Annotated in this window: 14 protein-coding genes, 2 tRNA genes and 2 pseudogenes; 8 read left to right on the top strand and 10 right to left on the bottom strand. The window is 71.5% G+C overall.

All coding sequences use genetic code 11. The annotated features are described in order from the left end of the window. The first annotated feature begins 13 nt into the window (after positions 1-13). Positions 14-472, top strand: coding sequence for a hypothetical protein (locus ACT17Q_RS15010; protein ID WP_444663429.1), 459 nt, complete (start codon positions 14-16; stop codon positions 470-472). A gap of 111 nt (positions 473-583) precedes the next feature. Here ACT17Q_RS15010 and ACT17Q_RS15005 read toward each other — a convergent pair whose 3' ends face one another. Beyond that, a complete protein-coding gene (locus tag ACT17Q_RS15005; protein WP_444663427.1) occupies positions 584-802 on the bottom strand; it encodes a hypothetical protein in 219 nt (72 codons plus the stop codon). Positions 803-1,334: 532 nt separating this feature from the next. Here ACT17Q_RS15005 and ACT17Q_RS15000 point away from each other — a divergent pair. After that, a tRNA-Ser gene (locus ACT17Q_RS15000) sits at positions 1,335-1,425 on the top strand. Between the two features lie 280 nt (positions 1,426-1,705). On the opposite strand, the gene ACT17Q_RS14995 is transcribed toward ACT17Q_RS15000, so the two are convergent. The 5 genes and pseudogenes from ACT17Q_RS14995 to ACT17Q_RS14975 form a co-directional block, all read right to left on the bottom strand. Further along, positions 1,706-2,236 carry a hypothetical protein gene (locus ACT17Q_RS14995; protein WP_444663425.1) on the bottom strand — a complete coding sequence of 177 codons (531 nt, stop codon included), beginning with the start codon at positions 2,234-2,236 and terminating at the stop codon, positions 1,706-1,708. A 44-nt stretch (positions 2,237-2,280) separates the two neighbouring features. Beyond that, the gene (locus tag ACT17Q_RS14990) at positions 2,281-3,525 is read right to left on the bottom strand and encodes a hypothetical protein (protein ID WP_094181661.1); all 1,245 of its coding nucleotides are present in this window, start codon (positions 3,523-3,525) and stop codon (positions 2,281-2,283) included. After that, positions 3,522-3,806: pseudogene (locus tag ACT17Q_RS14985) on the bottom strand (AAA family ATPase); the annotation flags it as partial. The pseudogene ACT17Q_RS14985 and the gene ACT17Q_RS14990, both read right to left, overlap by 4 nt. A gap of 21 nt (positions 3,807-3,827) precedes the next feature. Continuing rightward, positions 3,828-4,217: pseudogene (locus tag ACT17Q_RS14980) on the bottom strand (ATP-binding cassette domain-containing protein); the annotation flags it as partial. 54 nt (positions 4,218-4,271) lie between these two features. Continuing rightward, a complete protein-coding gene (locus ACT17Q_RS14975) occupies positions 4,272-4,745 on the bottom strand; it encodes a hypothetical protein (protein ID WP_094181663.1) in 474 nt (157 codons plus the stop codon). A gap of 169 nt (positions 4,746-4,914) precedes the next feature. Here ACT17Q_RS14975 and ACT17Q_RS14970 point away from each other — a divergent pair, with 169 nt between their 5' ends. The 6 genes from ACT17Q_RS14970 to ACT17Q_RS14945 all read left to right on the top strand — a co-directional run bounded on the left by ACT17Q_RS14970 (position 4,915) and on the right by ACT17Q_RS14945 (position 10,225). Beyond that, entirely contained in the window at positions 4,915-5,535 is a 621-nt protein-coding gene (locus tag ACT17Q_RS14970; protein ID WP_094181664.1) for a polysaccharide deacetylase family protein, read from the top strand. 69 nt (positions 5,536-5,604) lie between these two features. Next, complete coding sequence (locus tag ACT17Q_RS14965; protein WP_444663422.1) at positions 5,605-6,339, top strand: LppM family (lipo)protein; 735 nt, start codon at positions 5,605-5,607, stop codon at positions 6,337-6,339. A gap of 147 nt (positions 6,340-6,486) precedes the next feature. Beyond that, positions 6,487-7,971: an RNB domain-containing ribonuclease gene (locus ACT17Q_RS14960; protein ID WP_444663420.1), complete on the top strand. Its 1,485-nt coding sequence runs from the start codon at positions 6,487-6,489 to the stop codon at positions 7,969-7,971. 370 nt (positions 7,972-8,341) lie between these two features. Further along, positions 8,342-8,773 (top strand): YchJ family protein, encoded by a 432-nt coding sequence (locus ACT17Q_RS14955; protein WP_444663418.1) that lies wholly within the window; start codon positions 8,342-8,344, stop codon positions 8,771-8,773. Between the two features lie 4 nt (positions 8,774-8,777). Further along, positions 8,778-10,070: a threonine/serine ThrE exporter family protein gene (locus ACT17Q_RS14950; RefSeq protein ID WP_444663416.1), complete on the top strand. Its 1,293-nt coding sequence runs from the start codon at positions 8,778-8,780 to the stop codon at positions 10,068-10,070. A gap of 62 nt (positions 10,071-10,132) precedes the next feature. After that, positions 10,133-10,225: transfer RNA gene (locus ACT17Q_RS14945), tRNA-Ser, on the top strand. A gap of 252 nt (positions 10,226-10,477) precedes the next feature. On the opposite strand, the gene ACT17Q_RS14940 is transcribed toward ACT17Q_RS14945, so the two are convergent. The 4 genes from ACT17Q_RS14940 to ACT17Q_RS14925 form a co-directional block, all read right to left on the bottom strand. Further along, on the bottom strand, positions 10,478-12,112 hold the full coding sequence (locus ACT17Q_RS14940; protein ID WP_444663414.1) for a hypothetical protein: 1,635 nt from the start codon (positions 12,110-12,112) through the stop codon (positions 10,478-10,480). A 71-nt stretch (positions 12,113-12,183) separates the two neighbouring features. Continuing rightward, positions 12,184-13,905 carry a hypothetical protein gene (locus ACT17Q_RS14935; protein WP_444663412.1) on the bottom strand — a complete coding sequence of 574 codons (1,722 nt, stop codon included), beginning with the start codon at positions 13,903-13,905 and terminating at the stop codon, positions 12,184-12,186. A gap of 116 nt (positions 13,906-14,021) precedes the next feature. Next, positions 14,022-14,255 (bottom strand): DUF2188 domain-containing protein, encoded by a 234-nt coding sequence (locus tag ACT17Q_RS14930; RefSeq protein WP_444663410.1) that lies wholly within the window; start codon positions 14,253-14,255, stop codon positions 14,022-14,024. Between the two features lie 33 nt (positions 14,256-14,288). Continuing rightward, positions 14,289-14,891, bottom strand: a complete 603-nt coding sequence (locus ACT17Q_RS14925) for a hypothetical protein (RefSeq protein ID WP_444663408.1) — start codon at positions 14,889-14,891, stop codon at positions 14,289-14,291. Positions 14,892-15,007 lie beyond the last annotated feature (116 nt).

Below are 15,007 nucleotides of genomic sequence, written 5' to 3'. Positions count from 1 at the left end.
GGATCATGAGACCGTGCCCAGTCCCGACGACGAGCGTGCGCGCGTGTACGCGGACGGGTCGGCGCTGTCGCGGTACCTGCCCGGTGCGCCGCACCGCGCCGACTGGCTGACGTGGGCGCGGCGCAACGGTCCGCGCCTGCTGACGACGCAGGTGGGGGTCAGCGAGCTGCGCGGCACCGCGCGGATGCTCGACCACGACGCGCGTGACGTGGCGCAGCGCGCGCTGCTGGAGATCGAGGTCGTGCGGCTGTCCGACCAGGCGGTCGGTCGCGCGACGGACGTCGCGGGGGTGCTGCCGCCGTTCGTCGCGGTGCACGCGGGAGCGGCGTTGACGCACCCGGAAGTCGGGGCGGTCGCGACGTACGACGCGCGCCTGGCGCGGGTCGCCGCGCTGTACCGGTTGGACGTGGTGTCACCGGGTCTGCCGGACCGCTGGTGGGAGCGCGACGAGACGCCCTTCCTGGTGCGCTGACACCGCGCCGCTCGTCGGACGCCCTCGTCGGACGCCCTCGTCGTACACGGGCGTCGGACACGCACGTCGCCGGTGCACTGCCGCATGCACCGGCGACGCGTGGTGGTGCGGTCACTCGAACCGCAGCACGCTCAGGGTCCAGTCGTCGATCCAGCCGCTGTCGGTCGTGGCGTCGCCGGTGGTGTTCACCTTCACCTGGATGCGGTGGGTGCCCTTCTTGACCTTGGTGCAGAACTGCACGCTGTTGCCCGTGTACTTGGCCTCGGACGTGAAGGCGTACGGGCTGCCGTTGTTGGCGTAGGGCTGGATGGGCACGTTGTTGTCGTGCACCTCGAGTGTAGTAGGTCTCCGCGCTGAACGTGATGAGCAGCGTGTCGTAGCCCGTCGCGGGGCCGTAGACGACGACACCCGCGCCGGGCACGTTGCGGTCGGCGCCCGCGGTGCCGGCGAAGGTGAACGGCTCGACCTGGGTGCGGGCCTGCAGGCGCTTCTGGACGCCGCCGTCACAGACCTTGGGGCTGGTGGTCGCGTTGATCGTGGCGCTCTGCGGCTTGGTGGCCGCGGCGTCGTCGTCGCCGGACGCTCCGTAGGACGGCGCGAGGACGGCTGCGCCGAGGCCGAGCAGCATGACCGTGCTGATCCCTACCGCGGCCGAGGTGGACTTCTTCATCGCAATCCCCTGACTTGTCGTGCGGCGCTGGAGGAGGCCGCGTGCACCTCAGGTGGTCCGCACGGGAGCGGGAGATACGTCCCGCGGACGAACCCCGGGTGCGAGGGGACCCGTGCGCGGTTCATGGCGACCGAGCCCGCAGGTCACGACCGCCTCTGTGGGAGACTCGTGGCCGCCGGTCGCGACCGGCGAGGAGGGCTGGCTGAGCGGCCGAAAGCGACGGTCTTGAAAACCGTTAGGGCGGGACCTCTCGTCCTCAAGGGTTCGAATCCCTTGCCCTCCGCTCATGCAGGACATCGGCAACGAGCCGGTCCCTCAGGCGTCCGGCTTGTTGCGCTTCGGGGGTACGTAGTGGCGCATGGAGCCGACGACGTGCGCGACCGGGCGATGGTCCTCGATCACCCGCCGGACCAGCAGGCCCGGCCGTGGACAGTCAGACGCGCATTACCGTGAGACACGAGAACCTCCGGCGGGACGTGGGCCTTCGACAAGCCACACCCCAGCCGGAGGTTCTCCTCACGTCAACGGCCTCGGACTGTCACCAACGTCCTGGCTGAGTACAACTAGTCCCGCGCTGGTTCGGTCAGATACCCGAGCACTCCCACAGCGGCGGCCACCGCAGCCACCACGAGCGCTGGCGCCGACCCCGCAGGATGGAGCGCGACAGCCCAACCGTACGGCTGCCCACTGTTGCCCGTACCGAGCAGCCACATGATCATCACGACGCCAGCGGGAACAACCCAGGCTGCCGTGGGCCCGAGCACACGGGTGCACACGGCTGTCAGCCCGATGAACAGCGCGACGTTCCGCACGAGGACGCTGACGTCCAGATCGTTCCGCCACACCACAGCCGCAACCGCGAACGTCGAGAACACCGCAAGATCGAGCCCTCTCCTCGTCGCGTAAGCGGGAGCCACACGATCTTGACTGCTCGACGTTCGCATCGACACCAACGGAAGGAACACCGCAGCGACAGCGGGAACCAGCGGCCACACGAACGTGTAGATGCCGAGCCGACCGGGGACCTCCTGCTGCCCGCGCGGAATGACCAGCAGAACACCCGCAAGCGTCGCAGCGTGAGCAAGCACGAACACCATTCCACGCCGGCGCCACACGAGCAGGGCGTCTCGAAGTCGCATCAGCATTCGCGCAGAACGCTCACGAGCCTTCGCACCTCCGGGCCGAAGACCGCGGGGTCCGCCGACCGCAACGCGGACGACACCTCTCCGGGCGCCACGAGGCTGTCACGCTCACGACCATCCGGAGCGAGCCACCACGCCAGCACACCGAACGCGGTCGCAGCATCCGGCTCGAGCGCGCACGTCGAGCTCATCACCGTGTTCGCGACGTACTGGGGTGCAGCCAACGCCCCCCGAGTCAGCATCCCCGGGTTCACCACATGTGCGCCTGGGGCTGAGGGCCGCTGGTCGAACCGCCCGAGGTCGACGTCCACACCCGCGCTGCGCAGCTTCGCGACGGGCGCAGCGAGCGCCGCCGAGATCTCACCAGCCTCGTCGGCGTACCCCGGGCCGACACACACCCGAGGGCCACCGTCAGCCTGAGCGCACCGAACCGGGTCGTTCGGGTCGGGCAACAGACGCTCCGGCCCAGCAAGCGCGCCCACCAACACTGCCCCGACCGCCACAACTGCCAAGGCGCCCATGCCGAACCGGGCGCGAGCCGTCCGATACGCGTCCTTCCCGGCCGAGACCGTGAACACCACGGTCAACAACCCGAACACCACCAGCTGCAGCAGAACTCGCGCCGGGTTCGGTCGCAGACCCACGAGACTTCCAGTTGCCCCGCCGGTGTCAGACAGGAACGACAACGACGTCGTGTACAACGCCACGCACCCGGCGAAGCACACGAGCGCAAGCAACGGCGGCGCGATGTACGACCGCACACGCCACCCGACCCAGCAGCCAAAGCTCGTGAACGCGACGAGCATCGCCACGCACGACAGCACCGGAAGGTAGTCGCTCGGTGCAGGCGCTCCGGGAGGCCCTGCGAACAGCATGACGGTCTGCACCACGAGGAACCCGGCGAGGAACGCCGCCAGAACCCACCCGGACACCACGAGCGTGGAGCGCCACACAACGGCCGTCTGCCGTCCAGCCGCCGCCGCACCGTCCGCGTAGGCCTTGGCGGCGGCGACAGCCTTCCAGGCGCCGAATCCCGCACACGCGGGCGCCAGCATGATCGTCGCGAACGAGTACTGCCAGATGCTCAGGGTCCACTCGTGCGTCCACTGCCCGTCCCGCAACCCGATGTGCGCAGCCAGCAGCCCAACGGTGGCGATCGCAGCCCAGTGCTCGGTTCGCAGGGACCTGCGCGACGCGCTCACACGACCGGCGCCAGCAGCCTGCTCGACCAGCGCCGTCATGCGACCTGTGCGCCTGTCATCAGTGTGCGCACCTGACGTTCCACGTTGCTGCGGTCACCGGTCGCGTCGAGCTCGGTCACGGTGCCGTTGAACACCACGACCCCTTCGGCAAGAACGACGAGCCTGTCAGCCATGCTCACGAGGTCGTCGATGTCGTGCGTTGTGACGACCACCGTGCTGTCCTGCGACGCCCGGTGGATCACCTCACGAAGCGCGTGCCTCTGAGCAAGGTCCAACCCGACGGACGGCTCGTCGAGCATCAGAACACTGGGCCGGTGGATCGACGCCAACGCGATGTAGACGCGTTGCCGAGTCCCGCCTGACAGGGTGCGCAGCTCAGCGACCTGATGGTCCGTCAGAGCGAACCGCTCGACCGCGTCCCGAACCGTCGACTCACGTTCCGCACGAGGCACCCGATGCAACCATGCGCCGTACCGCAACGCTTCCCGGACCGTGTACGACCCGGGGAAGTCGGTCCGTTGACTCAGGTACCCCAAGGCGGCTCGGGCGGCTCGTCGCCCGTCAGGGGTCGCGAGCGAGTGCCCCGCAACATGGACCGACCCTGCGTGCGGGCGTACCAGCCCTGCCATGCATCTCAGCAGCGTGGACTTCCCGGACCCGTTCGCGCCCACGACGGCGGTCACACCGCTGCTGAACGCGACGGTGACGTTCGTGAGGGCGATGGTCCGACCGAGCTGAACGGTGAGGTCTGCGACGCGCGTACCAGTCAAGAGGGAAGCTTCGGCTCAGTAGGACGTGGTCAGGATCGCTTCGCTGGTGCACTGGTCGGGCACCGGCCACCCCATCTGCGCGCACGAGAACGCCCCGATACGCATCTGGTCGGTGTCGTAATCGCTGGCCCACGCGGGGTACGTTTTGATGAACCTGTCCGTGATCGTCGTGTTGGACACGTCGTCCCCGCTCTTGACGGCGAAGAACGTCCAGAAGGTTGTTCCGTTCGTCTTGTCGATCTTCTTGATGTAGAAGTTCGTCGCACCGTGAACGTCGTTGCCGTCGGCCTTGCGGTCCTTGGTCGTGACCTTGCTGTTGGCGGTTCCAGCGTTGTTCCAGAAGCTTCCACTGGCTTCGACCCGCACGGCCCCGTCCCACGTCTTCGTTCTCGGCCCCCACGTCTGGGTTGCAGCGTTCGCTGCACCCCCGAACGCGAATCCAAGGACGATGACTGCAGCGACGGTCAACGACCGAGTGCTCGTCTTCATGCGTGCCCCCTCGTGTGCGCTGTGCGCCCCAGTGTGCCAGGACCTGCGGTTGGGCGCTCTGTCCAGTTCGCTCCTGGCGGCGCTGACGATCCCAGAACGGAAAGGTCCGGTCAGCCCGACCGGTACCGCGCGCGCGGGTCGTGTGGGGTGGTGGGGGTAGGTTGCTCGCGTGCGGGACGACGAGCGCGTGGTGGCGCTGACCTTCGACGACGGGCCGAGCGCGAACACGCGGCGGCTGCTGGACGTGCTCGCGGCGCGGGGTGTGCGGGCGACGTTCTTCCTGCAGGGCGAGCACGTCGCGGCGGACCCGGACGCGGTGCGCGCGGTCCACGCGGCGGGGCACGCGCTGGCGAACCACACGTGGAGCCACCCGCACCTGCCGGAGCTGCCGGCGGCGGAGGTCGACGACGAGCTCGCGCGCGCTGCCGACGCGGTGCGGGACGCGACGGGCGTCGTCACGACGCTGTTCCGGCCGCCGTTCGGTGACCTGGACGACGACGTGGTCGCGGCGGTCGCGCGGCACGGCGAGGCCGTGGTGCTGTGGGACGTGGACCCGGCGGACTGGGAGGCGGGGGCGCCCGCGGGACGGACGGTCGAGCGGGTGCTCGCGGAGGTGCGGCCGGGGTCGGTGGTGCTGATGCACGACTGGCAGGACTCGACGGTCGACGCGGTGCCCGCCGTGATCGACGGGCTCGTGGCCGACGGGTACCGGTTCGTGACGGTCCCGGAGCTGCTGGGGGAGCGGGTGGCGCCCGGACGGGTGTTCTCGCACGGCCGGACGGTGGGCTGAACGGGCGGCGTCCCGGACCGACGCGCGGGTCCGTCACGGCCGCTGCCCGCGGTGCGGGAGGATCGTGCCATGTCCACGACCCGACGCCCTGCGCGCGCGCTCGCCCTCGTGTCCGCGATGGCGGCACTCCTGCTGACCCTGTCCGGCTGCCTCAAGCTCGACATGGACCTCACGTTCCACGCCGACGACACGGTCGACGGGACCGTGGTGCTCGCGGTGAGCAGCTCGCTGCTCGAGAGCACGGGCATGACGTTCGACGAGGCGTTCGGCTCGGAGGACCCGTTCGACGGTGAGGCGACGTCGTCGGAGGCGTACGAGGACGGCACGTACGTCGGCCGCACGTACCACTTCGCCGACACCCCGCTGGCGGAGTTCGGCGACGACGACATGAAGGTCACGCACGAGGACGGCAAGTTCGTCGTCGACGGGGAGCTCGACCTGTCGGCGGGTGGCGAGACGGGGCTGAGCGGCGGCGAGGTCCGGGTTGCGTTCACGTTCCCCGGCGAGGTGGAGTCGTCCAACGGGACGATCGACGGCAGCACGGTGACGTGGGAGGCGCAGGCCGGTGACGTCGTGCAGCTCGACGCGGTCGCGTCGGACGGCACGAGCGACGGGTTCCCGGTGCTCACGCTCGTGTGGGTGCTCGTCGGCCTCGTGGTGGTCGCGATCGTCGTCGTGGTCACGGTGGTGCTGCTGCGCCGACGCGCCGCGCGCCGGGACGGCGTCGACGCGGCGACGGTCCCGCCGGCACCGGCCCCGGGTGGGGTGCCTCCGGCTCCGCCGGCCGACCAGCAGCAGGCCTGACGCCCGCACGCCGGCGGCCGTGAAGCGACGGATCCCCCGGTGGGCCAGCGGCTCTGATCTCCATCGTGGCGCGCGCGGAGATCGCCGACGCGAGGACGCTGCTCGACGCCCGCGCGCGTCGCCGGTTGCTCGCCCTAGGCTCGGCCCGTGCCTCGTCGTCACGTGCGTCTGGTCCCTCGCCCGCTCCCGCCTGCCGCGGGCGACCGGGACCGTGACGTGGACGTCGCGGTCCGCCGTGGCCTCGCCGCGCTCCGCGCCGAGCTCGACGTCCCCGCCGCGTTCCCGTCCGCGGTGCTGCAGGAGGCGCGGCTGCGCGCGACCACCGGCCCGCAGGCGGCCGAGCGCCTGGACGCGCGCGACCTCCCGTTCCTGACGATCGACCCGCCCGGGTCGATGGACCTGGACCAGGCGCTGCACGTCGAGCGGCGGGGCGGCGGCTACCTGGTCCGGTACGCGATCGCCGACGTGGCCGCGTGGCTCGAGCCGCGCGGCCCGATCGACGACGAGGCCCGGGGCCGCGTCACGACGCTGTACGCGCCCGACGGTCGCACGCCGCTGCACCCGCCGGAGCTCAGCGAGGGCGCCGCGAGCCTGCTGCCCGGCCAGGAGGCCCCGGTCGCGCTGTGGGAGATCGAGCTCGACGGCGAGGGTGCGCCGCGCGGCGTCGTCGTGCGGCGGGCGACCGTGCGCTCGTCGGCCCGTCTCACCTACGACGAGGCGCAGCAGGCGATCGACGCGGGCGCCGGGCTCGCGGCGGACGACGGCCCGCTCGCGCTGCTGCGCGAGGTCGGTGAGCTGCGCCAGGCCGCCGAGCGCGCGCGCGGCGGCATCACGCTGCCGATGCCCGAGCAGGAGGTCGAGCTCGACGAGCACGGGACGTGGCGCCTCGTGAGCCGCCGCACGCTCCCCGTGGAGGAGTGGAACGCGCAGATCTCCCTGCTCACGGGGATGTGCGCGGCGGAGCTCATGCTGGACGCCGGGATCGGGGTGCTGCGCACGCTGCCCTCGTCGCGGCCGGAGGACGTCGCGCGGCTGCGCCGCACGGCGCTCGCGCTCGGTGTGGCCTGGCCGCAGGGCGCGCCCGCCGGTGAGGTCCTCGCGGGCCTCGACGCCGCCGACCCGCGGCAGGCCGCGGTGCTGACCGACGCGACCACGCTGCTGCGCGGTGCCGCGTACGCGGCGTTCGACGGCGAGCGCCCGGCCGAGCCGGGCCACGGGGCGATCGCCGCGCCGTACGCGCACGTGACCGCGCCGCTGCGCCGGCTCGTCGACCGGTTCGCCACGCAGGTGTGCCTCGCGGTCGCGGCCGGCACCGAGCCCGACGCGTGGGTGCGCGAGGCGCTGCCCGTGCTGCCGGACCTCATGTCGGCGGGGGACCGCCGCGCGTCCGCGTACGAGCGCGGGTGCCTGGACCTGGTGGAGGCCGCGCTGCTCGCGGGCCGGGAGGGCGAGGTGTTCGAGGGGATGGTCGTCGATGTCTCGGGTGGCGGTGCCAAGGGCGTGCTGCAGCTCGCCGACCCCGTGGTGCACGCACGCGTCGCGGGTGCGGGGCTCGAGGCGGGCACGCGTGTGCGGGTGCGGCTCGTCGAGGCGGACGTCGAGAACCGGTCGGTGACGTTCGAGGAGGCCTGATGCCCGGACCCCGTGACCCGCAGGCGCTGCACGTGCACGCGGAGACGGTGCCGCGGTAGCGCGCGTGGCTCGCAGAGCACCACGGCTCGGGGATGGACGGGGTGTCGGGCTCGAGGAAGGGGTCCAGGACAGGTGCACCAGACAGCGGTGCGTGGGGCCGTCGAGGAGGGCGTCCGGCTGACGTCCGCCCGAGGGCCAGACGCTGACGAGAGGGTCCGACACGTCCCGATACGCGCGGTTCGCGCCGGGGCGCGACGCCCGACGTGTCCTGCGTCGTCGTCGGACGGAAGCCAGCAGACCTCGGGTCGACCGCGCAGGTCAACGCATATTCGCCCAGAGCGGACGGATCCTCCGTTCGGGGTCTGGGACCATGGGCGACGGTGGGCCACGCCCCGGCGGGCACACTGGAGCCGTGACCGAGACGCGTTGCCCGTGCACCAGCGGGCTGACCTACGACGAGTGCTGCGGCCCGCTGCACCGCCAGGACCGGACCGCCGGCACGGCCGAGCAGCTCATGCGCTCACGGTTCAGCGCGTTCGCCGTCGGGGACGCCGCGCACCTGCTGCGCACCTGGCACGCGTCGACCCGGCCCGCCGTGCTCGACCTGGAGCCCGACGTCCGGTGGTACCGCCTGGACGTGCTCGCGACAAGCGGCGGCGGCGTGTTCGACACCGACGGCACGGTCGAGTTCGAGGCGTTCCACCGCGGCCCGGCCGGACGGGGCTCGATGCGCGAGCTCAGCCGGTTCGCGCGCGGTCCCGAGGGCTGGCAGTACCTCGACGGCGACGCACGCCAGGATTGACCCCGTGACGACACCTTCCACGGCTCTCCCGGACGACGACGAGCTCGACCTGATCCGCCGTTCCGGCGCGGCGCTGCAGGTCGGCCGGCTCAGCCTGTCCGGCGGCACCGGCTCGTACCGCGTCAAGGCGTCGATGGCCCGCATCGCCCGCGCGATGGGCGTCGAGCGCCACGAGGCGCACGTGACGCTCACCGAGATCACGGCGACCTCGCACCGCGGGCGCTCGTTCCGCACCGAGGTCGCGGAGGTCCGCTCGGTCGGCGTCAACGCGGACCGGCTCGCGCTGATCGAGCGCATGGTGTCGCGGTTCGAGCGCCGGTACGACGAGACGGGCGTGCCGATCCCGGTCGACGAGGTGCTCGACGAGGTGCGCCGCATCCAGTCGCGGCCCGCGCTCTACCCCGCGCTGCTCAACGCCCTGTGGTCCGCGATCGCGTGTGCCGCGTTCGCGTTCCTCAACAACGGTGGCCCCGTCGAGGTAGGGGGCGTGTTCATCGCCGCCGGGCTCGGGCAGCTGCTGCGCCGGGCGATGCTGCACCGCGGCTACAACCCGTTCGGCGTGACGATGCTCGCCGCGACGCTGGCCTGCTTCACGTACCTCGGCCTGGTGTCCGGCCTGCACGAGCTCGGTGCGCTGACCACGCGCCACGAGGCCGGCTACGTCTCCGCGGTCCTGTTCCTCATCCCGGGGTTCCCGCTGGTCGCAGGCGCGCTGGACCTCGCGCGCCTCGACTTCTCCGCGGGCCTGTCACGCCTGACCTACGCGCTCATGGTCCTGATGTCCGCGGCGCTCGCGGTGTGGGCGGTCTCGTCCGTCGTCGGCCTGGAGCCGGACGTGCCGCCGGCGCCCGACCTGGCGCCCGCCGTGCTGTGGGGGCTGCGGTTCGTCGCGAGCTTCCTGGGCGTGATCGGGTTCGCGCTGATGTTCAACAGCCCGTGGCGCATGGCGCTGCTCGCGGCGACCGTCGGGATGCTCGCGAACGTCGGCCGGCTGCTCCTGCTCGACGCGGGTGTGGTGACCCAGGCCGCGGCCGCGCTCGCGGCACTCGTCGTCGGCCTGCTCGCGGCGTACCTCGCCCCGAAGCGGGACGTCCCACGCGTGACCGTCGCGGTCCCCGCGGTCGTCATCATGGTCCCGGGCGTGCTCGCGTACCGTGCGATCTTCCACCTGTCCGACGGCGACACGCTCACCGCGCTCGCGTACGGCGTGCAGGCCGCGCTCGTCGTCGCGTCCCTCTCGATCGGCCTGGCCGTGGCGCGCATGCTCACCGACCGGACCTGGGCGTTCGACCGGTGACACGTGCGTCGTCGGACGGCTTTTGCCGCACGACGACCACCACAGGTAGCCTGTGCGCACTTGGAGACGTCGCATAGCCAGGTCTAGTGCGCGGCCCTGCTAAGGCCGTGAAGGGGTCAACCCTTCCGTGGGTTCAAATCCCACCGTCTCCGCCAGGGGGTGTTGACGAAAGTCGGCACTCGCTAGTGACGAAACCCCTCCGCAGTCGCCCATGAGGCGACTGCGGAGGGGTTCGTTGTTGCTGGCCCGGCCCTCCCGAGCGAAGTTGTCCTCCCGCCGTGGTCGCTGCCGCCTCTGAGGGCGTCGTGTTGGGTGCGGGACGGCCGCCACTGACCGTCGGTGGGCAGCACGAAGCGCCCGCCGGCTGGTGCCGCGGGCTGTTCGGGTGGCTGTCGAAGGTGCGCCGGTCAGGTGTGCGTCGGAGGGCCGGCATTGCCGACGATGGTGCCGTCCGGGCCGAGTTCTTCGAAGCCGAAGTCGTCGTCATTCAGCCCGAGCGTGGGCTCAAGGATCTCGCCGGTGCGCCTGGTCCAGCTGGCGACGAGGCGCATGTTCGCGGCGACCTGTGCCAGGGCGAGCATGAGGCTGGTCTTGACGATGCCGACGACGTTGATCCAGCCGCGTCGGACGTTCTCGGTCTTCGCGGACTTGAGGTTGCCGAAGGTGCCCTCGACCGAGCTGCGCCGGCCCATGGAGCGGATCCAGTCGTCGCTTCCCCAGTAGTGACGCTGCCGGACCTTCGGGGTGACGTCGCCCGTGATCGTGATGGTCCGCTGCTTGCAGGCGGTGGGTGCGGACTCGAGCGCGGGAGGGTCGGAGATGGTGGGCCGGTCCTTCGGAAGGAACTGGGACACGGGGCAGCTGGCGCAGATCACCTTGCCTGCCTGGGCGGGGCACTCGTACCGCTCTTTGCCTTCGGGTGAGGGTCCCGCGACGCGTCGGAACGCGTACTGCTGACGTTCGGCGATGCGCCTGCGGAACTCGACGAGCTCGTCGATGCGACGGGTGTGCTCGGCCTGCTCGAACTTGTCGGCGCCGGCGCGCAGGCGCCCGGGGTCGAGCTTGGCAGGCCGGAGGATCTTCACGAGGTCATCGGGCATGCTCGGGCAGTGGGGCGTGCCGGCGATGATCTTGACGCCGTCGAGGTCGCGGACACCTTGGTCCTTCTCGTGCAGGTCCAGTACCTGCTCGATTCCGCGTGCTCGTAGCGGTCGCGCCCACTCGTCGGCGTCGCCGTAGGAGAACCCGCGGTCGACGACGATCTCCTTGACGGGCTTCCCGTCGGCGGCGAGACGGTCGATCGTCGCGATGCTCGGTGGGCAGACCTTCCGAGAGGCGGGCAGGACCACGATCCGCTCGGTGAGGCGGGGCTCGGTCGCCTGGCCGACGGGCTGAATCCGTGTGAAGGAGACCATCTGGTAGCCGAAGCACTTGTTCGTGCCCTTGTCGAACGTGCGCGTTTGGTAGCCCCAGCGGGCGTCGGGGTCGAACGACCGCCCGCGCTCGTCGGTCAGTTCGGCGAGCGCATGGTCGTCGAGCGTCTCCTGGTTCTGCGACGTGGGCGGAGTGGCCTTTCGACGTCGCCCGCTCTTCGTTCCCGTCGACGGCGTCTGCCCGGATGGTGGAGCCGCACGCTTGCCGCGGGCGGCCGACGAGATCGCGGATCCGTCGACGGCGTAGAGCCCGTAGTGCGGGAGCGACTCGGGGATGCTCGCGGCGAGAAGCTCGTCGAGCACGCGCTGCAGGAGCTCTTCGCGGGCCTGAACCTCCGCATCGGACCGGTCCGTGGTCCACTTGCCGGTGTGCCCGAGCTTTGCCTCGATCGCGGCGAGCACGTAGCGGACCTGGCGGATCGTGAGCGGGCGGTCGTCTCGACGGATGCCGAGCTCGGTCTGGTAGGAGCGCGCGAGGTCCTTGGTGAGCAGTTCGTGAACCTTGGTCAGCGACATGCTCTTCTTGTTGCCGGCGGTCAGCACGAGCGCAGCGAGGAAGACGTCGATGCGCAGTCCCCGGGGGCGGCCGACGCCGCCGGGACGCAGCACCGACTCGAGCTCGTCGTGCACGGTGCTGCGATGGACGAGGGCGAGCACGCCGTCGAACTCTCGTCGACGGATCACGGGCTCACCGCCTCCGCCGACTCTGCGTCGCGCAGGTGCGCCAGCGCCGCGCGCACGTCGTCCGGCGCGGGCTCCGGGCAGTACTCGAGGAGGTCCGTCAGTGTGCGGGCCGAGCGCAGGCCGGCCGCTCGCAGCACAGCGGCAAGCGGGAGCGGTGCGCTCATCAGCGCGCACAGCCAGGTCGAGCGCAGCCGGTTCACGTCGATGTCGACGCTCTGACCGGCCCGCGCCGTCACGGCCTGCCCAAGTGCAGGCGACGTGATGTTGCGGCGAGTGTCGCTGACACCGAGGAGGAGCTGGTCGGCGTCACGCTTGGCGGAGTCGTGCAGGCCGAGCGCGTCCTGGACCAGCCCGCGGTACTGATCCCGCACGACGACGGTCCGGGGCCGCGACCCGTCTCGGACCTGCACCAGCAGAACCTCCGATCCGGGCCCCGCGACAGCCGTCGACACGTCGCGCCTGCGCACGTGCCGCAGGTCGCGCCCGTCGAGACCGGCGCCGAGCGCGAGCCCGACGACGAAGCCGAGTTGGCGTCGGCGGGCCTCGGTGGGCTGGTTGCGAGCGAGGCGCACGAACGCGACGCACTCCGCGGGTGTGTACGGCGGTGAGACGGCCTGGTGCGGGATCCTCGGCGCCTGGGGTCCGGGATCCAGCGCGCGGATCGCCCGTCGCAGCGCCGACCGCCGGGTGGCGACCGACCGCGCTGGCCCGGGATCGGCATCGAGGTGACGGTCAACGAGCGCGAGGTCCAGAAGATCGACGGCGGTCAGCTCCGATGCGGGGTGCTCGGCGGTGTGCCATCGCAGGAACCGGACGACATGGCTGAAGATGCTGGTGGTCACGGCCGGCGTGGTCGGCCCGTAGGCGGTCACCATGAGGCGGGCGAGATCGGCCACGCGGGCCCAGTCCCGGTCGTCGACGGCTTGCGGCTCGTAGGCAGCGATCGCCCGCTGCACCTCAGGCGCGAGCGCCTCAAGATCCGGGACGACGAACCGCTTGGGTGCCGCCGCTGTGGCCGCTTCGGCTGCCGCGTGTCGCGCCATCCGTAGCGCTGCTGCGCGCGCCACGGGCCGCTGCGGTCGGTCGACCCGCGGTGGAGAGGACTTGTCGGGCGTGGTGCTCATGCTCCTGGGCGTTACGTCAACGGCTGCCGCAAGCCCCGCGGCATCGCATCCACGCGTGCTCGTCAGGGTGGCGGTGACAGCCGACGCCGCCGCGATCCACGGTTCGAGGGTCGACCGCACCGACCCGCCGCCGGCGTGCGTCGAGGCGGCAGCGGCGATTGCGGCGAACGAGATTGGCAGATCGCAGAGCGTGTGATCGGCGCGGGCGGACGCCGAGGGGCGCCGGCGCGGCGAGCCACGCGGGACCGGCGGGACTCCGTTCACCGCGCGCGAGATCCGTCGTAGGTCCGCGCGGTGGTTCTCCACGGTCTTGCCGGCGCGCGTCGTGGTGAGCGCGGCGAGGTAGGAGTTGAGCCGTCGCTCGCGTAGAAGCACGGGCAGGTCTGGAGCGGAGGTCCCGCCCCATCCGCACGGGCTCGCCAGGTACAGACAGAGGCGAGAGACCAGCCCCTTCGCGTCCTCCGGCGTGGCGGGACCGACCAGCCGGACGGCGTCGAGGACGGCAACACGTGCGGCCGTCCACTGCGCCGCTGTGAGGCACGCCGGGGTGTACCGCTCGAGCCTGGCGAGCGCCGGTGTGTGCTGCGGGTGCATGCCAGTGGTAGTTCACGGCGCGCGTGCTCGCGCAGGCGTCGCCAAGTCCTTCGGCTGCGGCGCATCCGCCCCCGTCGCGTGACGCAAGGTCCCGACGGGGGCGGATGCACTCGCGCTCAGCCCGGGATGTTACGCGGATCGTTACCCGGACGGATGGTGTCCTTCGCTCGGATCTCGCCGCCGCGCCCGTGCGTCAGCATCTCGCCACCGCCGGCGTTGCCCAGGATCTCGCGCGCGCGGTCCTGCGCCTGCGCCTGGGTGTCGGTGTGAGCGGACGCACGGGACGCACCCGGCTTGCGGACGTCCCAGCCGCCGCCCGCGTTGGGGACGACGTGTCGGCTCTCAGCCATGTCTCACCTCCCCTCGTCGGTCGCGGCCGTCGCTCAGGCGACCTGGTTCAGGAGGTGGGCGAGGCCCGCCACCTCGGACGTGAGCCACGTCTCGTACCGCCGCAGGCGCGTGCCGGTGTCGGTATGCACGGCGGCCCGCGGGAGGTCGACGAAGACCGGAGTGCACTCGGGGTAGGCCAGCGTCAGAGCCAGCAGAGCCGCGCGGATCACGTCCTCGTTCGGCTTGTCCTTGCGGTACCAGACCAGGACGATCTCCGTCTCCCCGCCCGGGTGCCGCTCGGCGAAGCTCGGCCGGAACGTCAGCTCCACGCCCCCGATCGACAGCGCGGCGCTCTCGACAGGCTCGGGCATGCAGTCGGCCCACCGCGGCGACACCTGGGACCACTTGGCCGCCGCGAGCGCGTACGAGTCGCGTCGCTTCTCGCTCGCGTTCGCGGCCGCCGCCCTCAAGGAGGCACCGTCGCGGGTGGTGCGACGGTCAGCCGCGACCGCGTTGCGCATCGCCAGCCAGAAGTCCGTCTGCACGGAGTAGGCACTCGCAGCCTCGTCACGAAGGCGCCGGATGCTGCTCCCGCGGCTGGCCGGAGACGCGATCAGGTATCGAAGAAGCCCGCCAAGGGCGATCGTGCTCGTCATGTAGATCTCCTTCAGATCTCGTGACGAGCGTGTCCACGGCCACAGGGTCGACTTGGCTCGCGCCGCCTCGAACATGTGCCAGGATGGTTGTCGAGTTCTCCAGAACTTCGACAGCC

This window comes from Cellulomonas sp. CW35, from assembly GCF_052378485.1.
Classification (GTDB): Bacteria; Actinomycetota; Actinomycetes; order Actinomycetales; family Cellulomonadaceae; genus Cellulomonas; species Cellulomonas uda.
The sequence above is the reverse complement of the archived record's forward strand: the minus strand, read 5'-3'. Positions and strand labels throughout refer to the sequence as shown.

Coding starts and splice junctions, on each gene's coding strand:
- ACT17Q_RS14990 (WP_094181661.1), bottom strand. CDS start 3,525: ATGACGGCGCTGGTCGAGCAGGCTGCTGGCGCCGGTCGTGTGAGCGCG.
- ACT17Q_RS14975 (WP_094181663.1), bottom strand. CDS start 4,745: ATGAAGACGAGCACTCGGTCGTTGACCGTCGCTGCAGTCATCGTCCTT.
- ACT17Q_RS14965 (WP_444663422.1), top strand. CDS start 5,605: ATGTCCACGACCCGACGCCCTGCGCGCGCGCTCGCCCTCGTGTCCGCG.
- ACT17Q_RS14955 (WP_444663418.1), top strand. CDS start 8,342: ATGGGCGACGGTGGGCCACGCCCCGGCGGGCACACTGGAGCCGTGACC.
- ACT17Q_RS14935 (WP_444663412.1), bottom strand. CDS start 13,905: ATGCACCCGCAGCACACACCGGCGCTCGCCAGGCTCGAGCGGTACACC.
- ACT17Q_RS14930 (WP_444663410.1), bottom strand. CDS start 14,255: ATGGCTGAGAGCCGACACGTCGTCCCCAACGCGGGCGGCGGCTGGGAC.
- ACT17Q_RS14925 (WP_444663408.1), bottom strand. CDS start 14,891: ATGACGAGCACGATCGCCCTTGGCGGGCTTCTTCGATACCTGATCGCG.